The organism is Curtobacterium sp. MCBA15_001 (assembly GCF_001864835.1).
Classification (GTDB): Bacteria; Actinomycetota; Actinomycetes; order Actinomycetales; family Microbacteriaceae; genus Curtobacterium.
Window position 1 is genome coordinate 173,381 of sequence record NZ_MJGI01000004.1, and the last position, 25,073, is coordinate 198,453.

Consider the following 25,073-nt stretch of genomic DNA (forward strand, 5'->3'; position numbering starts at 1 on the left):
GTGATGCGTTCCGTCAGCCCGCCCGCCGGCGGACCGTCCACCGCCCGTCGGTGACCCGCTCGTAGAGCAGCCGGGTGCTCGGAGCGTCGGTGGCGCCACTCCAGAACGCGAGCCGCACGGGCTCGATCGCGTACCCGACCCACCCGGGCGGGGGCTCGAGTTCGTCGTCGCCGCGCTCGTCCGAGAACGCAGCCCAGCGCGCACGACGCTCTGCGGGACCGCGTGCCGCGAGGTTGTGGTCGTTGAGCCAGGCGAGTACCTGCAGGTAGCGGGTCCTCGCGGCGTAGGCGACCCGGGCCTCCTGGTCGGTGACGGTCGTGACGTCACCCGTCAGGACGAGCTGCCGGGCCAGCTCCGGCCACACGATCGTGACCGCTGCCCGCGGCGTGGCAGCGAGTTCGGCGGCCTTGGTGCTCGCGCGGTCCGTGTGGAAGTGCACTCGGCGCCCGTCGAACCGGGACAGCAGGACGGTCCGCGCTGCCGGGTACCCGTCGAGCCCGATGGTCGACAGGGTCAACAGCGGTGTCACGCCGGAGTCCGGCTCGGGCAGCCACCGTGCGGCGAGTGCGAACGGGTCGGGGAACGTCGACCCGGTGTCCGCCGGATCGACGGCACCCGCGGTCAGGACGGGCACGTCGTCGGACACGGTCACGTCACCTCGGACCCGCTGGGTCGAAGCGGGCGATCTCGTGCAGCGACGCGACGGCTTCGTCCAGGGACAGGTCCCACAGTGCCTGCCCGTACGCAGCGGAGGCGCGACTGGCGTCGCCGACGACACCGGGCGTCCCGAAGTCGTCCGACAACCACCCGAAGCTCACCGGGCCGCCGTTGAAGCGGATGCGGTCGAACTCCGCCAGGTGGTCCGGCACCCAGCGCTCAGCCTTCGTCATGTCGACCAGGTCGGGCCGCAGGTGCAGGATCATCGACGTCTCGGCCGCCCCGCCGTGGATGCCGAACCCGCGTTCGTCGGCGTCCTCGCCGGACGGTCCCGGTGTGCGCGCCAGCGTCGGCATGAGGAAGGTCTTCAACCCGTACTGCTTCCGGATCTCGCGGAGCGCGACCTGCAGCAGCGCCACGTTCCCGCCGTGTCCGTTCGCGAAGACCAGCGTGCCGGCCCCCGTCAGCGCGACGGCGCGGCCGATCTGCACGACGGTCTCGAACATGGTCGACGCGTCGAGCCACACGGTGCCGGGCGCCCAGCTGTGTTCGTCGGACTTCGTGAAGGCGAGTGTGGGGAGCTGCCAGACGTCGAGGCCCTCGTCCGCGGCTCGGGACACCGCGGCGCTGCCGATGTGGTCGGCGAGCAGGAAGTCGGTGATGAGCGGCAGGTGCGGTCCGTGGTGCTCGACCGCACCCGTGGGCTGGACGATGATCGTGTCCGCGGTGACGCGCGCGGCGACCTCGGGGCCCGACAGTTCGGTGAGCAGACGCGGGCTCACTTGCCGAACCCCGGGACGACGGGCTGCGCGGACGCGGTGGACCCGCCGGACAGGACGAGCGAGGGGTCGATGACGTGGCCCGGGTTGAGCAACCCGTCCGGGTCGGTGCGGTGCTTGAGCGCGACGAGCTCCTCGACGCCGTGGTCGACGTAGTACTGGTGCGGGCTGTGCACGCGCACGCCGAGCTCGCGCAGCACGGGGTAGCCGGCGTAGACGTCCTCGGCACCGGTGTACGGCGCGGTCAGCATGCCGATGGGGCCGACGTGCGCCGCCTCGATGTGCAGCATGCCGCCGGGGTAGACGGCCTCGACCTCGGCGATCCGGTCGATCAGGGCCTCGCCGCCGACCTCGACGTGGAAGTACTCGGTGTCGGGCGTGTTCCGCTTGAGCCACCAGATCGGGTGGTTGTACGACAGCATCGAGACCTTCGTGGTCTGCTGCAGTCCCTCGCGGACGTCCTCGACCACGCCGCCGGCGGACGCGATCAGGGCGCGGGCCTCGTCGAGCGTCACGTCGTCGATGATCCCGCGCAGACTGGCGCGACCGGCCGGCAGGGCGTCGTCCTTCGGCAGGGTCGCGGCGACCTCGGCGCGGTCCGCGCTGACGAGTCGGGGTGCGGGGACCAGACCGCGCAGGGTCCGCACCGCGGTGAGCGCGTGCTCGAACGTGGGGAACGACGCGTAGACCGCGCGCCAGTCCTGCAGCGGCTCGAGCCGGACGGTCGCGCGGGCGATGACACCGGCGGTGCCGTACGTGTGCACGAACGGCTGCGCTGCGTCGCCCTCGACGTGCACCAGGTCCGGCTCGCCGGGCAGGGCGATGTCGAGCGCGGTGACGAAGCCCTCCCAGTTCGAGCCGTGCGAGATCGAGCCGGTGCCGCCGGACCCGCCGGACAGGAACCCGCCGATGGTGGACTGCGCGGTGGACGGGTACATCCAGAGCTGCTGGCCCTGCGCCGCCGCAGCCTGTTCGAGGGCGACCATGGTCGCCCCCGCCTCGGCGGTGACCCAGCCGTCGCCGACCTCGACGACGGCCCGGGCCCGGCTGGTGTCCAGGACCAGGCCGGCCTCGAGCGGGATGCCCTGCCCGTAGTTGCCGGTGCCCTTGCCGCGGGTGGTCACGGGGACCCCGTGCCGCACGGCCGCCTGCAGGGTCGCAGCGATCTCGTCCGCGTTCGCCGGCGAGGCGACCAGGTCGGCGAGCCCGAGGGGCAGCTGCTCGCTGAGGATCGGGCTCATGGTCGCCTCGTCGACGGAGGCCCGCTCGCGGGTCCTCTGGTCGGCGCTGACGCCGCGCTCACCGAGCAGGTCGACGAGGTCGGTGTGCAGCGCCGCGATGGCGGCGGGGGTTGCAGGCATGGCAGCTCCGGGGAGAGAGGGGTTCGGTCTGTGGGGGAGACGGACGGGAGGCTCGGTGCGCGACCGGCACCGCGCCTCCCGTCCGGTGGTCGACCAGCAGGGCCGACCGGTGGTCGGCCAGGCCGACCACCCTGCGGTCACTTGCCGAGACCGATGGACTTGTCGAGGAACTCGTTCGTGTAGAGCTCGGACGGCGTCAGGCCGCTCTTGACGTCACCGGCACCGGCGAAGATCGGCTCGGCCTTCTTCAGGAAGTCCTGCATGCGCTGGTCGTCCATCGAGCCGATGTAGCCGTCGGTGTCCTTCGCGATGCCGAGCTTCACCATCTGCGACGCGGCGAACGCGCCGACCTTCGAGTCGTAGGTCCAGCCGTTGTTGTACTGCTGCACGAGCTTGGTGATGAGGTCGTTCGTCGCGCCGGGGGACTTCAGGTAGTCGACGTCGGCCTGCTGCATCACGGGGACGAGCTGCTTCAGGCAGGGCGACAGCTTCGACAGGTCGCCGGAGCGCACGGACATGGTCTCCGGGTACGGGTTCCAGCCGGTGCTCGAGACCAGCTTGTAGTCGACCTTCTTGCCCCAGGCGGCGACCTGGTTCTGGTAGATGTACGGCTCGGCGGTCGCGAAGCCCTGCTGCGCGTCCTTGCCGCCGGCGGCGACGAACTTCGCCGGGGTGCCGTCGTAGCTGCCGTCGAGGATGCTCTTCGGCAGGATGCCGGACTGTTCGAGGTAGGTCATGTACGAGGCGCCGTTGAAGTAGCGGACGACCCCGCCGTTCTTCTCGAGGTCCTTGCCGAGGTCCTTGATGCTGTCCACGTTCTTGTACGTCGCCGGGTCGTACATGATGACGAAGGGGGACTGGTCGTTCTCGGCGAACACCGCGGTGGTGGGCAGGTTGCCGGAGAACTGGACCGCTTCGTCGGTGGAGACGTAGCCGAGGGTGATCGACTTGTCCTGGTACATCTGCGACGACACCTTCGAGTAGCCGATGGCCGGACCGCCGGCGCGGATCTCGAGTTTGACGCCGGTGCTCTTGCCGTTGGCCATCAGGTCGCCGGTCACGGACTTGTCCGAGGCGTCGATGGTTGGGTTCGCGCCGAGCATCTCGTACAGGTGCCCGTGCTCGCCCTCCGGGTTCCAGTCGGTCTGCACGACGACCGTGGCCGGGCAGACGCCGGACAGGTCGACGGCGGGACCGGTGGCGGCCTTGGCGGAGGCGGTGGACGTGGTGGTGCCGGAGGACGAGCCGGCGGCGCATCCGGTGAGGGCGATCGCGGTCGCTGCGAGGGCTGCGGTCGCGACGCCGAGGCGGGTGGTGGTGCGCATGGAGGCTCCGTTCGTGGTGCGGGTCTCGTGGTGCTGTCGAGTCGGTCGGGGAGGGTGGTGGCGGTGGGGTCCGAGGTGCGGTCAGCCGAAGTCGTGCCAGCGGCCGACGGCCAGGCGGCCGAGCAGCCCGAACACCAGGAAGACGGCGACTCCGTAGAGCGAGGCGATGATGATGGTCGCGTACAGCTCCGGACCCATCAGCCGCGACGCCGTGACCTGGATCAGGACGCCGAGGCCGGGGTTGCCGCGCTGGAAGAACTGGTCGCCGACGATCGCGCCGATCACGCTCAGCCCGGCCGAGGTCCGCAAGCCGACGAAGATCGACGGCAGCGCGGCGGGGATCCGGAGCTTGACGAGCTCGGCACCGAGGCCGGCCCGCTGCAGTCGGAAGAGCTCGCGTTGGGCCCGGTCGGCGGACTGCAGGCCGAACAGCGTGTTCGAGACCATCGGGAAGAGCGCGATCATCACGGTGACGATGACGCGGCTGGTGAACTCGTAGCCGAAGAGGGCGCCGATGAGCGGCACGAGGGCCAGGATCGGCACGCACTGCAGCACCACCGCGTACGGGTAGAGCGAGTTCTCGAGCCACTTGGCCTGTGCCATGAGCATCGCCCAGACGACGCCGATGACGATCGCGAACGCCAGCCCCGTGAGCGAGACCACCGTGGTGCGACCGAGGGCGGCCCACAGGTCGCTGCCGAACGTGGACGGCGAACCGTCGGGCATGGTCGGCGCGACGATCGCCTTGAGCACGAGGTGCGGGTAGGGCACCAGGAACGCCAGGTTGCGGACGTGGTCGTAGTACGCGGCGGCGGCGTACCAGATGCCGACGAGGATGGCCGCGACGACGACCGGCTGCCACCACATGACGCGGCGGCGGGGGCGGGACCGGCGGACGGCGACCCGAGCGGTCCGGGCGTCGGTGACCTCCTGCAGCGTGGCCATCAGCGGTGTCCTTCCCGGAGCGCATGCGAGACCTCGCCGACGAGCTCGGCGAACTCGGGGGTGAAGCGGATGTCCGGGTCGCGGGGCATCGGGAACGGGACGTCGAACCGGCCGACGACGTTGCCGGGACGCCCGGACATGACGATCACCTTCGTGGACAGGTACACCGCCTCGGACACCGAGTGGGTGATGAACAGCCCGGCGAACCGCTGCTCGACGAACAGCCGCAGCAGTTCGTCGTTCAGGCGCTCGCGGGTGATCTCGTCGAGCGCACCGAACGGCTCGTCGAACAGGAACAGCTCGGGGTCGAGCGTCAGCGACCGGGCGAGGGACACACGCATCCGCATGCCGCCGGAGAGCTGCTTCGGCAGGTTCGACTCGAACCCGTCCAGCCCGACCAGGTCGATGGCGCGCTTCGCCTTGGCGGCCCGCTCGGCCTTCGGCACCTTGCCGAGCTCGGCGAGCAGCTCGACGTTGCCCTGCACCGTCCGCCAGGGCAGGAGCGTCGCGTCCTGGAACACGTAGCCGATCCGGTCCGCGGCGACGCCGGCGGTGCCGTGCGACGCCGTCTCGAGTCCGGACGCGATCCGGAGCAGCGTGGACTTGCCGCACCCGGAGGGGCCGACGACGGAGACGAACTCCCCGCGGTCGACCGTGAGGTCGACGCCCTGCAGCGCGACCGTGCCGTTCGGGAACGTCATCTCGACGTCCGCGAAGTCGAGCAGCGTGTCCGTCTTCGTGACGGGGGCTGGAGCTGTGGTGGTCACGGCTACCTCTTCTTCCGGTGCTTGCGGGGACTTCGGTGGGGGTGGGACGTGTGGGGACCGGGGTCAGACAGCCGCGGGGTGCGCGGGCCGGACCGCGGGGTGCGCAGACCGGGCCGCCGGGTCTGCGGGCTGGACCGCGGCGATGCTCCGCCGGACCTCGGTCACGGCGACCAGGCGTCCGTGGGCGAGCACGAACCGCTCGGCGGGGGCGTTCGCGACGGCGTCGACCAGGCTTGTCGCCGCGACCGCGACCAGGTCCGCCCGGGCACCGACCGCGACGCCGGCGACGGGCAGGCCCATCACGCTGCGGGCCCCGTCGGTGACCAGCGACCAGGCCTCGTCCGGCGTGAGGTGGCCGGCGCTGACGAGCAGCGACGCGGTCTCGAACGCGTCCGACCGGCCGACGGGGTTGAACGGGTCGCGCACGTTGTCCGCACCAGCGGCGACCCGGACCCCGGCGTCGAGCAGGGCACGGAGCGGGGCGAGCCCTCGCGGGGTCGCGACCGGGTGCTGCCACCCCTGCAGGTACAGGTTCGTGATGGGCAGGGCGATGACGCCGAGGTCCCCGGCGACCAGGTCGGCGATCACCTCGGCGAGCCGGTCGGGGTCGATTGTGCCGAGTCGCACGCAGTGCCCCGCGGAGTACTGCCGGTCCCGCGGCCAGTCCCGCACGGCGCGGGCGTAGTGGTCGAGGGTGAGCGGTCCGTCGAGGTTCTCGTCGGCGTGCAGGTCGACACCGATCCCGCGGCGTGCGGCGATCGCGAGCAGGCGGTCGACGTCGGCGTCGGGGTCGTCGGCCAGGTGCGGCGCGCCGCCGACCAGGTCGACGCCGAGGTCGAGCACGGCCTCGACGTGGGCGTCCGGGGCGTGGGGACCGGCGAGGGCGACGAGTTCGACGTCCATCAGCCCGGCGAGCTCGTGGCGGACCTGCACCAGGGCACGGGCACCGCGGGTCGCGTCGTCGACCGAGGCGTCGCCGTGGCCGCTGAGCACGTCGACGTGCGTGCGGACGGCGGTGGTGCCGGCGGCGAGCATCGTCAGGGCCTGGGTCCGGGCGCGGTCGGCGATGTCGTCGACGGTCATGGTCTCCGCGTGGTCCCGCCAGGCACCGATGGCCGAGCCGAGGTCGCCGAGCGGCGGCTGGATCCGGTCGAAGCTCAGGGCCTTGTCGAGGTGCGCGTGGGGTTCCGCGGGCGCGGTCAGCAGGAGGCGTCCCTCGAGGTCGAGGACGCCACCAGCCGCTGTGGCGGGAGCGTCGAGCGTGCCGCTCGGGGCGATCCTGACGACCGTGTCGCCCTCGATCGCGACGTCGACTCGACGGCCGTCGGGCAGGAGCGCATCGCGGACGAGGGCGATCGGGCGGGGCAGCTGCTGGTCCACGTGACCCCTTCCGATCGTGTGTGAGAATGTTGATCGCATCAACATCGCCGATGCTACGAGGGTCGTGTTTCCCCCCTGTTTCACGGCGGTTGCCGTTCGTGACACCGCCTCGCGACCCCTGCGCAGGCGGCCCACCCTCAGGAGTCGACATGCCCTCCGACCTCGTCGAGACCGTCCCGCCGAACCCGCGGGTCGTCGACGCCCAGGCCCGTCGCATCGGCGAGCACATCCGCACGCTGCGTCGTTCGCGGGCGCTGACGCTCGTGCAGCTCGCCGACCGGACCGGCCTGTCGCACCCGTTCCTGAGCCAGCTCGAGCGGGGTCACTCCCGCGCCAGCATGGTGTCGCTCGAGAAGATCGCGATCGCGCTCGAGACCAGCCAGGTCGAACTGCTGGCGGCCGGCGACCCGCAGCCGCGCGACCCCGAGGACACCCGCCCCGACGTCCTGCGCGCCGACGAGGGCGCTCGCGGACCGTTCTCGCAGGGCGAGGCGCGCCTGCTCGTCCACGCCGGCCGACACGCGTTCGAACCGCTCGAGTGGACCGGTGCGAACACCGACCCCGGTGACTTCTACGAGCACCGCGAGGACGAGTTCCTCTACGTGCTCAGCGGATCGGTCCGGCTGGACCTGGGCACCGATGCGCCCCTGCTGCTCGGGCCGGGCGACTCGGCGTACTACCGCGGTGGGACGCCGCACCGGTGGTGCAGCCCGGACGGCGAACGGTTCCACCTGGTCGTCGTCAAGGAGAGCCCGTCGCGGGGCGGGGGCGCAGCGTGAACGCCGGCATCACCAACGCCGCTGCCGCTCGGTTCGCGCTGCGCGTCGTCGCACGCGAGCTCGTCGCGCACGACGTCGTCGCCCTGGAACTCGCGCCGGTCGACGGCGGACCGTTGCCGGAGTGGGAGCCGGGCGCCCACATCGACGTCGAGGTCGCACCGGGGGTCGAGCGTCAGTACTCCCTCGTCGGCACCACCCCGCAGGGGCACTGGCGGATCGCGGTCCTGCGCGAGCACCCGGGTCGTGGCGGCTCGGTCGCGGTCCACGACCGGCTCGTCGTCGACGACCACGTGTGGGTCGGTGGGCCGCGGAACCACTTCGGGTTCGACCCGACGCGGCCCGCCGTGTTCGTGGCGGGCGGGATCGGCATCACGCCGCTGATCGCGATGATCGCCGCGGCCGAGCAGGTCGGCACCCCGTGGGAGCTGCACTACGCGGGACGGAGCCGGGCCGGGATGGCGTTCGCCGACGAGCTGGCGTCGCGGTACGCGGACCACGTCACGGTCGCCGCAGCCGACGAGGAGGCCCGGCTCGACCTGGCGACGCTCCTCGCCGCACCGCGCGACGCCGTCGTGTACTGCTGCGGGCCGGCGCGGCTGATGGAGGCCGTCCAGGACGCCGCGGCGCACTGGGCGCCCGGCAGCGTCCGGGTCGAGCACTTCGAGGCCGCCGCCGAGGCGACTGCTCCGGGTGCGGCGTTCCAGGCCGAGCTCGAACTCTCCGGGCTCACGCTCGACGTACCGGCGGACCGGTCCCTGCTCGACGTCGCCGAGGACGCGGGCGTGTTCGTCCTGTCGTCCTGTCGCGAGGGCACCTGTGGCACGTGCGAGACGCTCGTGCTGGAGGGCTCGGTCGACCACCGGGACACCGTCCTGAGCCCGGCGGAGCAGGCCGACGACCGGACGATGATGATCTGCGTCTCGCGGGCCGCGGCCGGGTGCCCGAAGCTGGTCCTCGAGCTGTAGCACCGGGCGCCCCGGCCGGAGCACCGGGCGCCCCGGCCGGGTCGCCGGGCCGCCTGCCGGGTCGCTACGGCCGTTCGGTGTCGTCCAACGGCGCCCCCGTGAGCGCCGACAGCCGCTCGAGCCCGGCTTCGCGGACCAGCTGCCGTGCGAGCGGCCGCGACCGTGCGACCACCTCGGCGACGTCGACCTTCGTGACCTCGAACTGCTCCACGCTCAGGTCGCCGTCCACCCAGACGTCGCGGACCTCGCGGCTGCCCGCGACGAAGACGACGGCCTGGTAGGGGTCGTGCACGTTCGCGAGCGTCGGCCCGTCGCCGTCGAACACGACGACGTCGGCCCGCTTGCCCGGCTCGAGCGACCCGATCTCGTCCTCCATCCGCAGGGCTCGCGCGCCGCCGATCGTCCCCATCTCGAAGGCCTCGCGGGCGCTCATCGCCGTGGCCTGCAGGTCGCGGACCCTGGCCAGCAGCGCGGCGGTCTTCATGGCCTGCAGGAAGTCCTGCGAGTCGTTCGACGCGGGACCGTCGACGCCGATGCCGACCGGGATCCCGAGTGCCCGCATCTCGGCGACGGGCGCGATGCCGCTGGCCAGGATGCCGTTCGCGACGGGGTTGTGCGCGACGCCGACGCCGTTCGCCGCGTAGCGCTCGCGGTCGTCACGGTCGACCCACACGCTGTGCGCGGCGATGACCGGCACCGCGAACATGCCCGTCGCCTCGGCGTGTCCCACCACGGTCTTCCCGGTGCGCTGGCGAGCGGCGGTGACCTCTTCGCGGACCTCCTGGATGTGGACGTGGATCCCGTGGCCACCGTCCACCGCGTAGCCGATGTGCTCCTCCCACGCGGCGTCCGTGTACCGACCGATCGAGGACATCCCGACACGGAAGGTGCTGTACCGGCTGGCGTCGGCCGCCTCGCGCAGGGCGTGGAACTCCTCGAGGATCGGCGCCGGACCGAAGCCGCGGTCCACGTCCCCCGACCCGAACGACACGATGCCGCGCAGACCCAGCTCGTCGAGCGCCTGGACCACACCCGGGGTGGCGGGCTCGCCGGGGATCGGGTCCGAGCAGAACATGTCGTTCGCCGTGGTGACACCGCTGCGGAGCATCTGGATGCCCTGCAGCAGGGTCCCCGCGTACGCCTTGTCGCGCGTCATCACCGGGTTGACGTGCGAGATGAGCTCCTGCAGCCACTCCCAGAGCGTGTACTGCGAGCCGATGCCCGTGATGAGCCCCTCGCTGAAGTGGCCGTGCGTGTTCACGAACCCCGGCGTCACGATGTCCTCGGCGCCGCCCCGGACGACCGCGTCGGGGTGCTCGGCGGCCAGGTCGGCGAAGGTGCCCACCGCGACGATGCGGGCTCCGTCGAGCAGGACGGCCCCGTCGCGGATCGCGGCCGGGGTCGGCGAGGTGGCGGGAGCGGCGGTCAGGACCCAACCGCCGCGGATCAGGGTCTGGGTCATGCGGCGACCCTAGGAGGGCCGTGTCACGCGGGTGTTACCGGCAGATGTCACCGCGACACGTGCCCGAAACGGGACCCTGCGTCGTGGCGTCGAGCTCGTCGTCTCCGGGAACTGTCCTCTTTCAGCAAGAGACTTTTGCGTCAACACGTTTGACGCTCCTAGCGTCACATCAATCGATTGACGGACCACGTCGATCGTTCGACGTGGAGGAGCGACCGTGCTGACGATGAAGGACATCGCCGCCCAGCTGGGCGTGTCCGTGTCCTCCGTGTCGCTCGTCCTCAACGACCGCGATGCGGGTCGTGTGAACCGCGACACCGCCGGTCGTATCCGCGAACTCGCGAGCACGTTCGGGTACGTGCCGAACCAGCTCGCCCGCTCCTTGAAGTCGCAGCAGACGCGGACCATCGGCCTCGTCTCGGACCGTGTCGCGACCGTGCCCTTCTCGAGCGCGATGCTCGCGGGTGCACAGGAGGCAGCGTGGCGACACGGGTACGTGCTCATGCTCGTCGACACCGGGGGGAACGACGACCTGCAGACGCCCGCCGTGCAGACCCTGCTGCAGCGCAACGTCGATGGACTGATCGTCGCCACGACGTACCACCGCACGGTGGAACGTCCGCAGGTGCCGATGACGACGCCGGTGGTCCTGCTCGACGGCCGACCGGACGGGGACGACCAGAGCGCGGACTTCGTCGTACCGGACGAGGAGCGTGGCGCGTTCGACGCCGTGACGCACCTCATCGAGGCCGGACACCGCCGGATCGGTTTCTGCACCGTGAGTGCGTACCCGATCGCCGACGCGCTCCGCACGAAGGGGTACCTGCGGGCTCTGGAAGCGGCCAGGATCACGCCCGATCCCGACCTGCTCGTGACGGCGACCGACGCGGCGACCGCCGACGGGGTCGCCCCGGCTCGGGCGTTGCTCGACCGGCCGATGGGATCACGCCCGACCGCGGTCTTCTGCTTCGGCGACCAGATCGCGATGGGCTTCTACCAGGTCGCCCGTTCCCTCGGGCTCGCGATCCCCGCCGACCTGTCCATCGTCGGCTTCGACAACCAGGAGTTCGTCGCCGAGGCACTCCATCCGGGGCTCACCACCATGCAGCTCCCGCACCGTGCGATGGGCGAGTGGGCGGTCGAGCGCATCCTCGCGCAGATCGCCCCGTCCGCCGGGAGCCGACCAGACCTGGTCGGCTTCCGTATGCACTGCCCGATCGTCATCAGGAGCTCGGTCGCACCACCGCGCGATCCGCCCTGATCCGCTCAGTCCCGCCACACCCCACCCGAACGCGACGCGCCCCGGCACGTCGCGGTGGTCGAGTGCGCTCTGACGCGCGCCCGCCACCGAACCAGCAAAGGAGCTGTTCCAATGATCTGTCCCACCCGCCGGCAGTCCCTCCGGGCCGTCGCCATCACCACGATCGTGCTCGCCGCCGCAGCGCTCACCGGCTGCAGTGCCGCCGGATCGGCCGACGGCAAGACCTTCACGATCCTGCAGTACGAGGACAAGACGACCGCGCAGGGCCAGGGCTGGCAGCTCGCGCTCGACATCTTCAAGAAGAAGCACCCCGACGTCACCGTGAAGTTCCAGACCACGAGCTTCGACGGGTTCCGGAAGAACGCCAAGCTCGTGCTCGGCGGCAACAAGGTGCCGGACGTCGTGGAGTTCAACAAGGGCAACGCCGACGGCGGGCAGCTCGCCAGTCAGGGCCTGCTGGAGAACCTCGACGATGCCGTCGCGAAGAACGGCTGGGACGACAAGATCACCGGTTCGATGCAGTCGTTCGCGAAGTACGACTCGCAGGGGAAGGCGGGCAGCGGCGACTGGTACGGCATCCCGAACGTCGGCGAGTACGTCACCTTCTACTACAACAAAGACGAGTTCCAGCGAGCCGGGATCACGTCAGAGCCGAAGACGATGACGGAGTTCACCGACGCCCTGGCCAAGCTCAAGGCCGCCGGGATCACGCCCATCTCGTCCTCGTCCGCCGTGAACCAGGGCTTCAACCAGATGTGGATCTGGTACTCGCTCGTCTCGGCCGCGGCCGACCGCGAGCAGATCGACGACTTCATGTTCCTCAAGGGCAAGGTCGACTTCTCGAAGGACCCGTGGAAGACCGGGACCGAGAGGTTCCAGGACTGGATCGACAAGGGGTACGTCGGCACGGACCTCGGCGGACTGAACTACGAGCAGGCCAACGTCAACTTCCTGAGCGGCAAGACCGGCATGCTCATCTGGAACAACGGCGTGTTCGCTCGGGTGAAGGACCAGTCCTCGTTCCCGTGGGGCTCGTTCACGCTCCCCGGCGCGAGCACGACGATGGGCTCGTCCGGTCACCTCTGGGGTGTCCCGGCGAAGGCGGGGAACAAGGAGCTCGCCTACGACTGGATCAACACGACGCTCAGCGCGAAGGTCCAGGACAAGATCGGTTCGCTCGGCGGCCTGCCGCTCGCGGGTGACTCGTCGACCATCACCGACCCGGTGACTCGGGCGTACACGGAGCGCTTCGACGAGGTCGTGAAGGACGACACCCTCTCGTTCTACCCGGACTACCCAGTGCCCGGCTTCCTCGACTTCATCCAGAACAACATGTCCGCGATGTCGAACGGCAACGAGACCGCCGACCAGTACCTCGGCAAACTCCAGTCCTTCTACGACGACGGCAAGAAGACCGTCGACCAGGGCTGAGCCCTCCGGCGGGACGGGTGCACGACGCCCGTCCCGCCCACCCGATTCCGCTCGTCCTCCAGGAGACGCGATGACCACCACCCCGCAAGCCGCTCGACGCGCGCCGGCAGCCGCTCGAACCAGACGCCCCGGACCCCGTACCCACCGCCAGCACTCGTACTGGTGGTACCTCGTCCCGATGATCGTCGGGACCCTCGCCATCGTGCTCGTCCCGTTCGGGATGAACATCTGGTACAGCCTGTTCCAGTGGAAGGGCGGCCTTGCCCCGATGCGCTGGTACGGCTTCGGCAACTACGTCGATCTCCTCGCCGACGCGCAGTTCTGGCTGGCGTTCAAGAACTCGGTCTTCATGATCGTCGGCATCGTCGTGGTACCGACGCTCATCGGGCTGGTCCTCGCCGCGATGCTCTTCGACCACCTCGGTCGCGAGTTCGGTCCGAAGGTGGCAGCCACCCTCCGCGCCCTGTACTACCTGCCGCAGATCCTGCCGATCGCCGTCGCCGGCTTCGTCTGGAGCTGGGTCCTCGCGACGCAGGACGGGCTGCTCAACAGCGTCCTCGCTGCGGTCGGCGACACCAGCCCACCGGACTGGCTCGGCAACCCGGACATCGCGATCTACGCCGTGATGCTCGTGCTCATCTGGTTGCAGATCGGGTACCCGGTCGTCGTGTTCATGGCCGCGCTGCAACGGGTCGACCCGGAGCTGTACGAGGCCGCATCGCTGGACGGCGCCGGATGGTGGCGACGGTTCTCGGCGATCACCCTGCCGCAGATCAGACCGGAGGTGTTCGTCGTCGTGATCACCGCAACCGTCGGGGCGCTCAAGGTGTTCGCGCCGATCCTCATCCTCACGGGTGGCGGCCCCGAGGGGTCCACCGTCGTGCCGTCGTACTACTCGTACCGGAACTTCTTCGAGCTGTCGAAGGTCGGGTACGGATCCGCCATCGCCACGGTGATGTCGGTCGTCATCTTCGTGATCGCCGGGGTCCTCATGTGGCTGCAGCGTCGCGACGCCGAAGGGAAGGACGCCTGATGAGCGCCGTCGTCTCCGAGACCACCGACCGATCGGCGGCACCGCACAGTGCGGCACCGCACCGCGTGGGACCCCAACGGAAGCGGCGCGGCGCCACCCGGTGGATCGTGCTGGCGATCGCCGTCGCCTTCGCGCTGCTCATGCTCGCGCCGCTGCTGCTGCTCGTGCTCAACGCGTTCAAGACCGGAGCGGACTACTCGGCGCACGGACCCCTCGCGTTGCCGCAGCACGTCAGCATCGAGGCGTTCCAGCAGTACCTGGCGCTCGTGGACTACCCGCGGGCCCTCGTGAACTCGATCGTCATCTCGGGCCTCGTCGCCCTCCTCGGGACCGCGCTCGCCCTCGTGACCTCGTACGCGATCGGCATCGGCCGGATCCGCGGACGCTCCTGGCTGCTGGCGGTGTTCCTGCTCGCCACGATGCTCCCGCAGGAGTCGCTCATCTACCCGCTCTTCTACGGGGCGCAGGCCACGGGCCTGTTCAACACGATCTGGAGCGTCGTCATCGTGTTCACGGTGCTGCAGGCGGCCTTCGGCACCTACCTGCTGTCGAGCGTGATGAGCACCATCCCGCAGTCGCTGCTCGAGGCGGCGGCGCTCGACGGCGCCGGACGGTTCCGGATCCTCTGGTCCGTCGTCTTCCCGGTGCTCCGGCCGACCCTGTCCGTCCTCGTCGTGTTCTTCTTCGTCTGGACCTGGAACGAGTTCTACATCCCGCTCGTCCTGCTCAGCGACCAGTCCGCGCAGACGATCCCGATCGCTCTGGCGACGTTGCAGGGCCAGAACAGCATCAACCTCACGGCGCTGAACGCCGGTTCCTTGCTGTCCCTGCTCCCGACGCTGGTCTTCTTCCTCGTCTTCCAACGCACCCTCAGCCGCGGCGTGACCGTCGGCTCGGTCAAGTGACCGACGCCGACTCGCGTACGTCCACACCACCGACCACCGCACCGAACTCCGGAGGCACCATGCTCCCCGCCCTGACCGAACTCGCCCCGCCCGCCGGCGTGCGATCCAGGACCGTGAACGCCGAGAACCCCTCCGGGGCGTTCGGCGTGGCGGCGTCCGCGTCCTCCGCCCTCGGGCCGGGGCGGAAGGGCAGCGCCTGGGGGCAGCTCCCCGCCGGCGGCACCCTGGACCTGCTCGACATCGACGGACCCGGGGTCATCCGGCACGTCTGGATCACCGTGACGGACCGGACCGAGGCCGGCCCGTTCGTCCTCCGTGACCTCGTGCTCCGCGCCTTCTGGGACGACGAGGACGAGCCCTCGATCGAGGTGCCGCTCGGGGACTTCTTCTGCAACGGCTTCGCGACCCGGGCGCTCGTCACGTCCGAACCGATCACGGTCGCGCCGACCGGCGGCATGAACAGCTACTTCCCGATGCCGTTCCGGAAGCACGCCCGGCTCACCCTGACGAGCGAGCACGGCGCCGACCTCGAGCACGTCTTCTTCCAGGTCGACCTGACGACCGGTGACGACGTCGCCGAGGACACGCCTTACTTCCACGCGCAGTGGCGACGCTCGAACGCCGCCACCGCGCTCGGCGAGGACCACGTGATCCTCGATGGCGTGCGCGGCCGTGGGCGGTACGTGGGGACCTACGTCGCGCTCGCCTCCCTGAGCCGGTTCTGGTGGGGCGAGGGAGAGGTCAAGTTCTTCATCGACGGGGACGACGACCTGCCGTCCCTGTGCACCACCGGGCTCGAGGACTACGCGGGCGGCGCGTGGGCCTTCCAGGACGAGCTCCGGGCATCGCCGGAGCCGATCCCGTTGACCTTCAGCGCACCGTACTTCGGGTACCCGTTCTGCAGCAGCCGCGACACCACGGGCGCGTCCGAGTTCATCCATGCGGTCGCACCGATGCACGCCCTCTACCGGTGGCACCTGCCCGACCCGATCTGGTTCGAGCAGGACCTCCGCGTGACCGTGCAGCAGATCGGCACGTGGGACCACGGCCTGTTCGAACGGTCGGACGACGTCAGCACCGTGGCGTACTGGTACCAGACGGAGCCGCACGTGTCCTTCCCGACCCTGCCCGACGCAGCTGCGCGTGTCCCGAGGTGACCGACCGGCGGCCTGGAGGCGCGGGATCAGACCGCACCGCGCCTCCAGGCCGTCGTGTCGTCACTGCTGTCGAGGAATCCCGGAGCGGTGAGCAGCATGGACAGGGTCGTCGTGATCGGTGAAGCACTCATCGACGTCATCGAACGGCCAGACGGCCGGGTCGAGCACCCGGGTGGGAGTCCCATGAACGTCGCGGTCGGGCTCGCCCGCCTCGGCGTGCCCGCGGCGCTCGTGTGCGCGCTCGGCGACGACGAGCGCGGTACCGCCGTCCGCCGCCACGTCGAGGGAAGCGGTGTGCGGGTGGATGCGACGGTGATCGACCGGACCTCCACGGCGGTCGCCACGATCGACGACCGCGGCTCCGCGCGGTACGCGTTCGACTTGGACTGGCGGCTCGACCCCGTCGACCTGCCCGACGGGACGAGGCTGGTGCACGTCGGGTCGGTCGGCGCGGTGCTCGACCCGGGCGCCGCTGTCGTCGGCGAGGCCGCGCGGACGCGGCCCGCGTCCGCGCTCCTGTCGCTTGACCCGAACATCCGGCCGAGCATCACGCCCGACCGGTCCGCAGTGTTCGCCGCGCTCGAGCCGCTCCTCGCCACCGTCGACGTCGTCAAGCTCAGCGACGAGGACGCCGCGTGGCTGTGGCCCGACCGGGACCTCCATGCAGTGCTCGACGGGCTGCTGTCCCGCGGCGCCGGACTCGCTGCAGTGACGCTCGGCGCGGACGGCTGCGCACTCGCGTCCACTGCCGGGCCGCGGCGGCGGGTACCGGCGCCCGCGGCGGACGTCGTCGACACGGTCGGCGCGGGCGACTCCTTCATGTCCGGGCTGCTCGCCGGCGTCCTCGCGTCGAGGAAGCACCCGCGGGAGCTGGAGGGCGTCGACCTCGAGCAGCTCGCAGAACTCGCGCTCGCCTGCGCGGCCGTCACGGTGAGCCGCCCCGGTGCGGATCCTCCGACACGGGCCGAGTTGCGGTGACGGGCAGACCGGTCCACGCGACCGGGAGCGTGCCCCGAGATGCCGGTGTGAGAGCTGCAGCAGAGCACCTCGGGTACTCGTGCCACGACCCCGTGCAGGAGACGTGACCTGACATCGGCGTTGTGCCGATGGTGGAGTTCATCCGGTGCGCCCCGACACGAGCCCGAAACGGGACACTGCTAGAACGAACGGCATGCTCACCGTCTCCGGCGCCGTCCGTGTCCTCGTCGACCCCCGGACCGAGCGCGACGGCGACGTGGTCCTCGACGACGGCAGCACCGACGCGACCGTCCTCGACGCCTCGGGCTGCGTCGTCACCGCGGGCCTGGTGAACGCGCACCACCACCTGCTGCAGACGGCGTTCCGCACGCTGCCGGGGACCCGCGGCGTCCCGATGGCGGACTGGCTGCCCACGATGGCCGGCGCGTACGCACGCGTCGGCCACGACCCCGAGCTCTACGGACTGGCGGCGTCCGTCGGAGCCGCCGAGGGCCTCCTGTCCGGCGTCACGACCGTCGCCGACCACCACCTGAACTGGCCTGTCGACGGTTCGGCCGCGGACACGGTCGCCCTGGCGAGCGCGACCGCCGACGCGGTCCGCGCCCTCGGTGGGCGCCTGGTGTTCGTGCGCGGTTCGGCGCGGGACGACCCGGACCGGGCGGCCGCCTCCGCGGACGCGATCGTCGGCGCACTGCTCGCGCCGGGCGCGGTCGGGGGGACCGACCCGGACGGCCGGCTGCAGGTCGCCGTCGGACCGGCTGGGGTGCACTCGGACGGCGAGGCGACGTTCCGAGCGCTCGGCGAGGTCGCCGCCCGGCACGGGCTCCGACGACGGACCCAGGCCAACGAGCAGGTGGACACGGCCATCGCGCTCGAGCGCCACGGCCGCCGCCCCATCGACCTGCTCGAGGAGTGGGGCTGGCTCGCGCCGGACGTCACCCTGGCGCACCTCTGCGACGTGACCGACGACGAGATCGCCCGACTCGCCACGGCCGGCGTCAGCGCCACGCACGCCCCGGGGTGCGACGTGCCGATGGGGTGGGGGATCGCGCCGGTGGCGCGGTTGCTCGACGCCGGTGTCCCGGTCGGGTTGGGCACGAGCGGCGGGGGCAGCAACGACGCCGGGCACCTGCTCGCCGACGCGCGGCTGGCGATGCAGGTGTCCGCGCTGGTCGGACCGCAGCTGCCCGCCCGACGGCTGCTCGGTGCCGCGACCGAGGGCTCCGCGATCGGCCTGGGCCGCCCCGAACTCGGGCACCTGGGCGTCGGGACGGCAGGCGACCTGTGCGTCTGGGACGTCTCCGGAGTGGCCGACGCCGGGGTCGACGACCCGGTGGCCGGGCTGCTGTGGGCATCGCCAGGACGCCGTCCGCGGCACGTGGTGGTGGGCGGCCGGGTGGTCGTCCGCGACGGGCAGCTGGTCGGGGTGGACGAGCGCGAGCTGGCGGCGCGGCTGCGCGAGCGGCTGGCCAGGACGCCGGCCGTCTGACGGGCGGCGCCCTGGCAGCAGCCGGGTGCGCTGGTCGCGGGTGCGGGCCGGCCTGGAGGCGCGTCAGCTGACCGCGAGCGGGCGGCGGTGCACGGGGCCCTCGCGGTGCGCCAGGGGGCGTGCGTCGGTCCCGGACCGGACGGCGATCACCTCCGCCATCACCGCGACCGCGACCTCGGCAGGCGTCTCCGCGCCGATGTCGAGCCCGATGGGGGAGCGCAGACGGTGGAGGTCCGGGGTCCCCATCTCCCGAAGCTCGGCCAGGCGGCGCTCGTGGGTCGCGCGGGACCCCATCGCGCCGACGTAGGCGGCTCCGCGGCGCAGGGCGAGGTCGACCACGGCGGCGTCGAACCGGTCGTCGTGGGAGAGCACGATGACGACGGTGCTCGCGTCGATGGCGGTGTCGGCGAGCGTGCGTGCGGGCCACCCGAGGACGAGCTCCTGGGCCGCGGGGAACCGATCGGGCGTCAGGAACACCGGGCTCGGGTCGTACACCGACACGGCGAACCCGAGCATCGCGGCGGCGTTCGTCACGGCGACCGCGAACTCGACGGCGCCGATGACCAGGCAGCGGGCGCGACCGCCCGCGTGCTCGGTGAACACCCGGTCGCCGCCGCAGCCGTCGGGGTTCGTCACGGGCGTGCCGAGGGTCCCGGGCGCGAGCGAGAGGCCCAGCGAGGTCGGCATGCCGGCGGCGGCGCGGCGGAGGGCCTCGACGACGACGGTGTCCGCGGGCGTCACGCGGTGCACGAGCACCTCGACGCGGCCACCGCAGCGCAGGGCCGGGGCAGCCCAGGCGGCTGCGTCCGTCGCTGTGGCTGCGTCCGTGCCGGCGTCGGCGTCGGCGTCGGCGTCGGGGTCGGCGTCGGGATCTGCGTCGGCGAAGCCGAACCGTTCCAGCACCGCGACGCCGGTCTCCAGGACCTCCTCGGCGACGGTGTGGAGCGCGCCCTCGACGCAGCCGCCGGAGATCGTCCCGACGACCTGGCCGCCGGGCAGGACCGCCATCGAGGTGCCGGTGCCGTTCGGCGCACTCCCGACGACGTCGACGGCGGTGGCGACGACGAGCGTCCCGCCGGTGTCGAGCACGGCCAGCAGCCGGTCTGCGAGTTCGAACATCAGCAGGTCCCCTCCTCGGCCAGGGCCCAGACCCGGTCGCGGGTCATCGGGAGGCGGTACGGGCGGACCCCGACCGCGTCGCGCACGGCGTTCGCCACGGCGGGTGCGACCGGGTTGTAGGGCGCCTCGCTCATGGACTTCGCGCCGAGGGGCCCGAGCGGGTCGTGGGTCTCGGCGAAGAGCACCTGGGTGGCCGGCACGTCGGAGATCTTCGGCACCCGGTAGTTCCGGAAGCTGTCCGTCGTGACGCGGCCGGCGCCGTCGAGCACGACCTCCTCGTACAGCGTCGACCCCATCGCCTGCGCCGCGCCGCCCTCGACCTGGCCCCGCAGCTGTTCGGGGTTGAGCACGGTACCGGCGTCGACCGCCTGCACGCTCTGCAGCACCCGGACCTCGCCCGTCGGCCGGTGCACCGCGACGCGGACACCGTGGACCGTGAACGCCAGCGAGCGGGGTGTCCCGTCGTGCTGTCCGTGGGCGACCAGCGGCCCGTCGGCGAGCAGGTCCTCGAAGGCGACGTGGACGTCCCCGACGCGGACGCCGTCGACGCCGAGGACGGCTGCGGGACCGAGGACCCCGGAGGCGGTGCGGGGCGTCGCGTCTGCCACCAGGGTCAGCGCCCGCGCGATGACCTGCTCGCGCAGTGCGGTCGCGGCGGCGTACAGGGCCTTGCCGGCGACGACGACCCCGGCGGAGCCGAACGCCCCGGTGTCGTACCGGGTGGCGTCCGTGTCCGACTGGTGCACGTCGACGCGGTCCGGAGTGGTGCCGAGGGCCGTGGCGACGAGCTGCGTGTGCACGGTGGTGGTGCCGTTGCCGAACTCCGCCGTGCCGACGCCGATGCGGTACCGCCCGCCGGCGGTGAGCTCGACGGTGACGTGCGCGTGGTGGCCACGGGGCGGCAGGGTGGCGATCGCCGCGAGGGCCATGCCGGTGCCGTACGCCCAGTCGGCGGAGTCGTCGAGCGCCGGGCCGTCCATCCGTGGCAGCAGGGCGTCGCGCGCCGCGGTGTCGGCGTCCGGCGTGAGCGCGCGTTGGACCAGGTCCAGGCACTGGTCGAGTCCGTAGCTGCCGTCGAAGTGCAGGTCGGTCTCCTCGTCCGGGTCCGTCACGACCAGCGGGTCGCCCGGCACGACGACGTTGCGACGCCGCAGCGCGAACGGGTCCAGGTCGAGGCGTCGGGCCAGCTCGTCCATCGCGGACTCGACCGCGAAGACCACCTGCCCCAGGCCGTACCCGCGGAACGCCCCCGACGGCAGGTTGTTCGTGTACACGGACTCCGCGTCGACGCGCTTGTTCGCGCATCGGTACACGGCGACGGACTCGCTGACGGAGTGGAACATCACGCCGATGCCGTGGTTGCCGTACGCCCCGGTGTCCATCGACTGGTCGACGTGCAGCGCCGTGAGCGTGCCGTCGGCCGTCGCCCCCAGGCGCACCCGGACCCGCATCGGGTGGCGGGTCGGTGCCACCGTGAACTCGTCACGGCGGCTGAACTCGTACTGCACGGTGCGACCGGTCCGCAGCACCGCCAGGGTGACCAGGTCCTCGGTCAACAGCTCCTGCTTGCCGCCGAAGCCGCCGCCGACCCGCTTCGCGACGACCCGCACCCGGTCGGGTTCCAGGCCGAACACGCGGGCGATCTCGTCCCGCACCAGGAACGGGACCTGTGTCGCGGTGCGCAGGACCAGGCGGCCCTCGTCGTCGAACCGGCCGCGGGTGGCGTGGGTCTCGAGCGCGGCGTGGGAGACCCGGCCGGTGCTCCAGGTGCCCTCGACCGTCGCGGCCGCCGTGGCGAGGGCAGCGTCCACGTCGCCGGTCTCGCCGTGCAGCGCGGCGACCACGTTGCGTCCGGGTTCGGCGATGCGGTGCTCGGCGGTCGTCTTCTCACCGTGCACCAGCGGCGCGCCCGGCGCCCGGGCAGCGTCGGCGTCGTGCACGCTCGGCAGGACCTCGTAGGTGACCTCCACCAGGGCACAGGCCTGCTCGGCGATCCGCACGCTGTCGGCGACGACCGCGGCGACCCGCTGCCCGCGGAACCGCAGCACCCGGTCGAGCACCAGGGTGTCGTCGGGGTCGTCCAGGCGCGACTCGTGGCGGCCGGTCGAGAACAGCACGCCCGGGTCGTCGCGCCACGTCAGCACGGCGTGCACACCCGGCAGCGCCTCGGCGGCGGTCGTGTCGATCGCGGTGATGCGGGCATGGGCGTGCGGGCTGCCGAGCACCGCCAGGTGCAGGAGCGCCTCGGTGCTCATCACGTCACCGGTCGGCGGGACGTCGAGCGTGTACTCCTCGCGTCCGGACACGATGCGTGCGGCCGCCGGGGCCCGGACCGAGGTGCCGACGGCGTCACCGGGTGCGGCGCAGGTGGTGTTGACGACCCCGGCCAGGGCGTCCTCGATCGCCCGGTACCCGGTGCACCGGCACAGGTTGCCCTTGAGTCGGCGGTGGTGGTCGGCGAGGTCGTCGGGACCGAAGGTGGAGGCGGTGACGACCATGCCCGCGGTGCAGAACCCGCACTGGAACGCGGCGGCGTCGGCGAACGCCCGCTGGACCGGATGCGGGGCATCGGGCGTGCCGAGACCCGCGGCCGTGGTGACCCTGCGTCCGTCGATCCGGTGCGCCGGGTAGATGCAGGAGTGGACGGGATCACCGTCGACGAGCACGGAACACGCACCGCAGTCGCCGGAGTCGCACCCCTTCTTCACCGCGGTCACGCCCTGGTCGCGCAGGAGCGTGCGGAGGACCTGACCGGGCTGCGGGTCGGCGTCGTGCCGGTGTCCGTCGACGTCGAACCTCATGCCGCACCCCCGGCCTGGCACTGCGGAGCGGCCTCTGCCTCGGCGCGCAGCTGCTGCGCGAACCGGGTGCTCACGGCGCGTCGCCACGCGGGGGAGCCGTGCGGGTCGTCGTACCAGTCCCGGTGGGCGTCGAGGGCGACCACGACGGCGGCGTCGTCCGGCACGGCGTCCCAGCGGAGGACGAGCGGCCGCGGCGTCGCAGCGGTGACGACGAGCACGAAGCCCGCGTCGTCCCGTCGCGCGGTGACCAGCGCCCCGGAGCGGCCGTGTGGGCTCAGGGCGGTCCGGCGGTACCCGGTGTCCCCGCGGAGTGCCGCGGTCGGGACCTCGAACGCGCGGATGACCTCACCGTGCGCCAGGTCGAGCGACCGCACACCGAGCACGAGCCGCTCGACGGGCACGCGGCGCTCGCCGCCGTCCGGCGTCCAGACGACCGCCACGGCGTCGAACGTGACGAGCAGGGCGATGAGTGCGCCCGCGGGCAGGGCCGTCCCGACGTTGCCGCCGACGGTCGCCACGTTCCACACCTTGAACGACGCGAGCAGGGCGTTCGCGCACCGGTCCACCAGCGGCCAGGCCGTCCAGTCGGGCTCCGGCACGGCCCGGACGAGCGTCGCGATCGTGCACGTCGCCGCGATCGTGAGCACCTGGTCGGTGCGTTCGAGGTCGGGCCAGCCGAGCGCGGTCAGGTCGACGAGGCCGACCAGGTCCGGCTGTTCCTCGGAGAACAACCAGGTGCCGCCGCCGAGCAGGCGTTCACCGGGGGCGAGGGCGAGTTCGTCGCGGTGCGACGGCGTCCGGACGGAGCGGACGGTGACGAGGTCCATGGGCGGGGGGTTCCGATCGGGGGTGGGGTGACGGGGCGTGGACGGACGCCGGTCGTCGACCGTGCGCGATCATGCCCCGGTTCCACGCCGTGGCGGGGCGGTCCTGACACGTGCTGTGCATGACGACCTCCTGCCTGGGTGCCCGAGTCTCGGTGGAGCACGAGCGTACGATCCCGGTGTTTCGCGGGGATTACGGCGCGGGAACAGCCGACGCATCCCGGAAACACGGCTGTGCGATCCTCGGCCTCATGAACGGATCTCGAACCGACGTGCCGGAGGCGAGCCGGGCCTCCACGGCGTTCCGCGGTGACCGCGTCTGGACGGACGGCGCCTTCCGGGCCGCCACCGTGGTGGTGCGCGGCGGCCGCGTCGACGCGGTGCTGCCGGTCGACGCCGACGTCTCGGTCGACGTGGTCGTGCAGGTCCCGAGCGGCGCGGTGCTGTTGCCGGGGCTGGTCGACACGCACGTGCACGTGAACGAGCCCGGCCGCACGGAGTGGGAGGGCTTCGCCTCGGCCACGCGCGCTGCGGCACTGGGCGGCGTCACGACGATCGTCGACATGCCGTTGAACTCGATCCCGCCCACCACGACGGTCGACGCCCTCGCAGTGAAGCAGGCCTCGGCCGAGGGGCGCGTCGCCGTCGACGTCGGGTTCTGGGGCGGCGCCGTCCCCGAGAACGCCGGCAGCCTGGCGCCGCTGTGGCAGGCCGGGGTCTTCGGGTTCAAGAGCTTCCTCGCGCCGTCGGGGGTCGACGAGTTCGGCCACCTCGACGCCGCCGGACTGCGCGCCGCACTGGCGGAGGTCGCCGCGCTCGACGGCCTGCTCATCGTGCACGCGGAGGACCCGGACCGACTGGCGGCGAACGGTGCGCTCGGCACCGGGTACCGCGCGTTCCTCGACTCGCGGCCGCCCGTCGCCGAGGAGGACGCGATCGCCCGGGTCATCGACGGGGTCCGGGCGACCGGGGCCCGCGCGCACGTCCTGCACCTGTCCGACGCCGGTGCGCTGCCGATGCTGCGCGCGGCGAAGGCCGAGGGGCTGCCGGTCACGGTCGAGACCTGCCCGCACTACCTGACGCTCGACGCGGACCACGTGCCGGACGGCGCGACCGAGTTCAAGTGCTGCCCGCCGATCCGCGACGCCGGCAACCAGGACGCGCTCTGGGACGGACTGCTCGACGGGACGATCGACCTGGTCGTGACCGACCACTCGCCCTCGACGGTCGACCTGAAGCGCGGCACCGGCGGCGACTTCGGGCTGGCGTGGGGCGGGATCGCCGGGCTGCAGGTCGGCTTCCGGGCGACGTGGACCGAGGCCGCGCGCCGTGGACTCCCGCTCGACCGGGTCCTGCCCGCGTTCACGACCGGTCCGGCGGCGCTCGTCGGCCTCGGCGACCGCGGCGTGATCGCACCGGGCGCCCTCGCGCACCTGGTGGTGTTCGACCCGGACGCCACCGAGACCGTGCACGCCGAGGCGCTCGAGCACCGCAACCCGATCTCCGCCTACGACGGCGCGACCCTGCGCGGTCGTGTCCTCGAGACGTGGCTGCACGGCAACCGTGTCGCCACGGCCACCGGCGGGGTCACCGCCACCGACGGGAGGCTCCTGCGCCGTGTCTGACACCGCCCACCACGCCAGCACTCGTGACCA

The 25,073-nt window shown here is 72.1% G+C and carries 21 protein-coding genes; 10 read left to right on the forward strand and 11 right to left on the reverse strand.

The annotated features are described in order from the left end of the window. Positions 1 to 13: 13 nt before the first annotated feature. The 7 genes from BIU90_RS02240 to BIU90_RS02270 form a co-directional block, all read right to left on the reverse strand. On the reverse strand, positions 14 to 646 hold the full coding sequence (locus BIU90_RS02240) for a pyridoxal 5'-phosphate synthase (protein WP_175470113.1): 633 nt from the start codon (positions 644 to 646) through the stop codon (positions 14 to 16). Between the two features lie 7 nt (positions 647 to 653). Then, entirely contained in the window at positions 654 to 1,439 is a 786-nt protein-coding gene (locus BIU90_RS02245; RefSeq protein WP_071298605.1) for a creatininase family protein, read from the reverse strand. Next, on the reverse strand, positions 1,436 to 2,797 hold the full coding sequence (locus BIU90_RS02250) for an FAD-binding oxidoreductase (RefSeq protein WP_071298606.1): 1,362 nt from the start codon (positions 2,795 to 2,797) through the stop codon (positions 1,436 to 1,438). Before BIU90_RS02250 ends, BIU90_RS02245 begins: the two co-directional genes overlap by 4 nt. A 137-nt stretch (positions 2,798 to 2,934) precedes the next feature. Then, the gene (locus tag BIU90_RS02255) at positions 2,935 to 4,122 is read right to left on the reverse strand and encodes a nitrate ABC transporter substrate-binding protein (protein WP_071298607.1); all 1,188 of its coding nucleotides are present in this window, start codon (positions 4,120 to 4,122) and stop codon (positions 2,935 to 2,937) included. A gap of 81 nt (positions 4,123 to 4,203) precedes the next feature. Then, complete coding sequence (locus BIU90_RS02260) at positions 4,204 to 5,067, reverse strand: ABC transporter permease (protein WP_071298608.1); 864 nt, start codon at positions 5,065 to 5,067, stop codon at positions 4,204 to 4,206. Beyond that, the gene (locus BIU90_RS02265; RefSeq protein WP_071298609.1) at positions 5,067 to 5,834 is read right to left on the reverse strand and encodes an ABC transporter ATP-binding protein; all 768 of its coding nucleotides are present in this window, start codon (positions 5,832 to 5,834) and stop codon (positions 5,067 to 5,069) included. The genes BIU90_RS02260 and BIU90_RS02265 overlap by 1 nt, the downstream gene beginning before the upstream one ends. A 63-nt stretch (positions 5,835 to 5,897) precedes the next feature. Then, positions 5,898 to 7,214: an amidohydrolase family protein gene (locus BIU90_RS02270; RefSeq protein ID WP_139195067.1), complete on the reverse strand. Its 1,317-nt coding sequence runs from the start codon at positions 7,212 to 7,214 to the stop codon at positions 5,898 to 5,900. 149 nt (positions 7,215 to 7,363) lie between these two features. On the opposite strand from BIU90_RS02270, the gene BIU90_RS02275 reads away from it, so the two are divergent. After that, positions 7,364 to 7,993: a helix-turn-helix domain-containing protein gene (locus tag BIU90_RS02275; protein WP_071298611.1), complete on the forward strand. Its 630-nt coding sequence runs from the start codon at positions 7,364 to 7,366 to the stop codon at positions 7,991 to 7,993. Next, positions 7,990 to 8,958 carry a PDR/VanB family oxidoreductase gene (locus BIU90_RS02280; protein WP_254786914.1) on the forward strand — a complete coding sequence of 323 codons (969 nt, stop codon included), beginning with the start codon at positions 7,990 to 7,992 and terminating at the stop codon, positions 8,956 to 8,958. The genes BIU90_RS02275 and BIU90_RS02280 overlap by 4 nt, the downstream gene beginning before the upstream one ends. Positions 8,959 to 9,022: 64 nt before the next feature. Here the strand turns inward: BIU90_RS02280 and BIU90_RS02285 are convergent, their stop codons facing one another. After that, a complete protein-coding gene (locus BIU90_RS02285) occupies positions 9,023 to 10,420 on the reverse strand; it encodes an amidohydrolase family protein (RefSeq protein ID WP_071298612.1) in 1,398 nt (465 codons plus the stop codon). 226 nt (positions 10,421 to 10,646) lie between these two features. Between BIU90_RS02285 and BIU90_RS02290 the strand changes: the two genes are divergently transcribed. The 7 genes from BIU90_RS02290 (at position 10,647) to BIU90_RS02320 (ending at position 18,674) form a co-directional block, all read left to right on the forward strand. Next, positions 10,647 to 11,681, forward strand: coding sequence for a LacI family DNA-binding transcriptional regulator (locus BIU90_RS02290; RefSeq protein WP_254786923.1), 1,035 nt, complete (start codon positions 10,647 to 10,649; stop codon positions 11,679 to 11,681). Between the two features lie 111 nt (positions 11,682 to 11,792). After that, positions 11,793 to 13,112, forward strand: coding sequence for an ABC transporter substrate-binding protein (locus BIU90_RS02295; protein WP_071298614.1), 1,320 nt, complete (start codon positions 11,793 to 11,795; stop codon positions 13,110 to 13,112). Between the two features lie 70 nt (positions 13,113 to 13,182). Beyond that, positions 13,183 to 14,145: a carbohydrate ABC transporter permease gene (locus tag BIU90_RS02300; protein WP_254786915.1), complete on the forward strand. Its 963-nt coding sequence runs from the start codon at positions 13,183 to 13,185 to the stop codon at positions 14,143 to 14,145. Beyond that, a complete protein-coding gene (locus BIU90_RS02305) occupies positions 14,145 to 15,050 on the forward strand; it encodes a carbohydrate ABC transporter permease (protein ID WP_071298616.1) in 906 nt (301 codons plus the stop codon). The genes BIU90_RS02300 and BIU90_RS02305 overlap by 1 nt, the downstream gene beginning before the upstream one ends. After that, positions 15,047 to 16,207 carry a glycoside hydrolase family 172 protein gene (locus BIU90_RS02310; RefSeq protein WP_254786916.1) on the forward strand — a complete coding sequence of 387 codons (1,161 nt, stop codon included), beginning with the start codon at positions 15,047 to 15,049 and terminating at the stop codon, positions 16,205 to 16,207. The genes BIU90_RS02305 and BIU90_RS02310 overlap by 4 nt, the downstream gene beginning before the upstream one ends. Positions 16,208 to 16,303: 96 nt before the next feature. Continuing rightward, positions 16,304 to 17,185, forward strand: a complete 882-nt coding sequence (locus tag BIU90_RS02315) for a carbohydrate kinase (protein WP_071298678.1) — start codon at positions 16,304 to 16,306, stop codon at positions 17,183 to 17,185. Positions 17,186 to 17,378: 193 nt separating this feature from the next. Further along, positions 17,379 to 18,674 carry an amidohydrolase family protein gene (locus tag BIU90_RS02320; RefSeq protein WP_071298617.1) on the forward strand — a complete coding sequence of 432 codons (1,296 nt, stop codon included), beginning with the start codon at positions 17,379 to 17,381 and terminating at the stop codon, positions 18,672 to 18,674. Positions 18,675 to 18,737: 63 nt separating this feature from the next. Here the strand turns inward: BIU90_RS02320 and BIU90_RS02325 are convergent, their stop codons facing one another. From BIU90_RS02325 to BIU90_RS02335, 3 genes are read right to left on the reverse strand one after another with little or no spacing between them, the layout of a single operon-like run. Continuing rightward, positions 18,738 to 19,793, reverse strand: a complete 1,056-nt coding sequence (locus BIU90_RS02325; RefSeq protein ID WP_071298618.1) for an XdhC family protein — start codon at positions 19,791 to 19,793, stop codon at positions 18,738 to 18,740. Next, positions 19,793 to 22,594 (reverse strand): molybdopterin cofactor-binding domain-containing protein, encoded by a 2,802-nt coding sequence (locus BIU90_RS02330; protein WP_071298619.1) that lies wholly within the window; start codon positions 22,592 to 22,594, stop codon positions 19,793 to 19,795. Before BIU90_RS02330 ends, BIU90_RS02325 begins: the two co-directional genes overlap by 1 nt. After that, entirely contained in the window at positions 22,591 to 23,421 is an 831-nt protein-coding gene (locus BIU90_RS02335) for a xanthine dehydrogenase family protein subunit M (RefSeq protein ID WP_071298620.1), read from the reverse strand. Before BIU90_RS02335 ends, BIU90_RS02330 begins: the two co-directional genes overlap by 4 nt. Before the next feature lie 248 nt (positions 23,422 to 23,669). Between BIU90_RS02335 and allB the strand changes: the two genes are divergently transcribed. Further along, positions 23,670 to 25,043, forward strand: coding sequence for an allantoinase AllB (gene allB, locus BIU90_RS02340; RefSeq protein ID WP_071298621.1), 1,374 nt, complete (start codon positions 23,670 to 23,672; stop codon positions 25,041 to 25,043). The last annotated feature ends 30 nt before the right edge of the window (positions 25,044 to 25,073 follow it).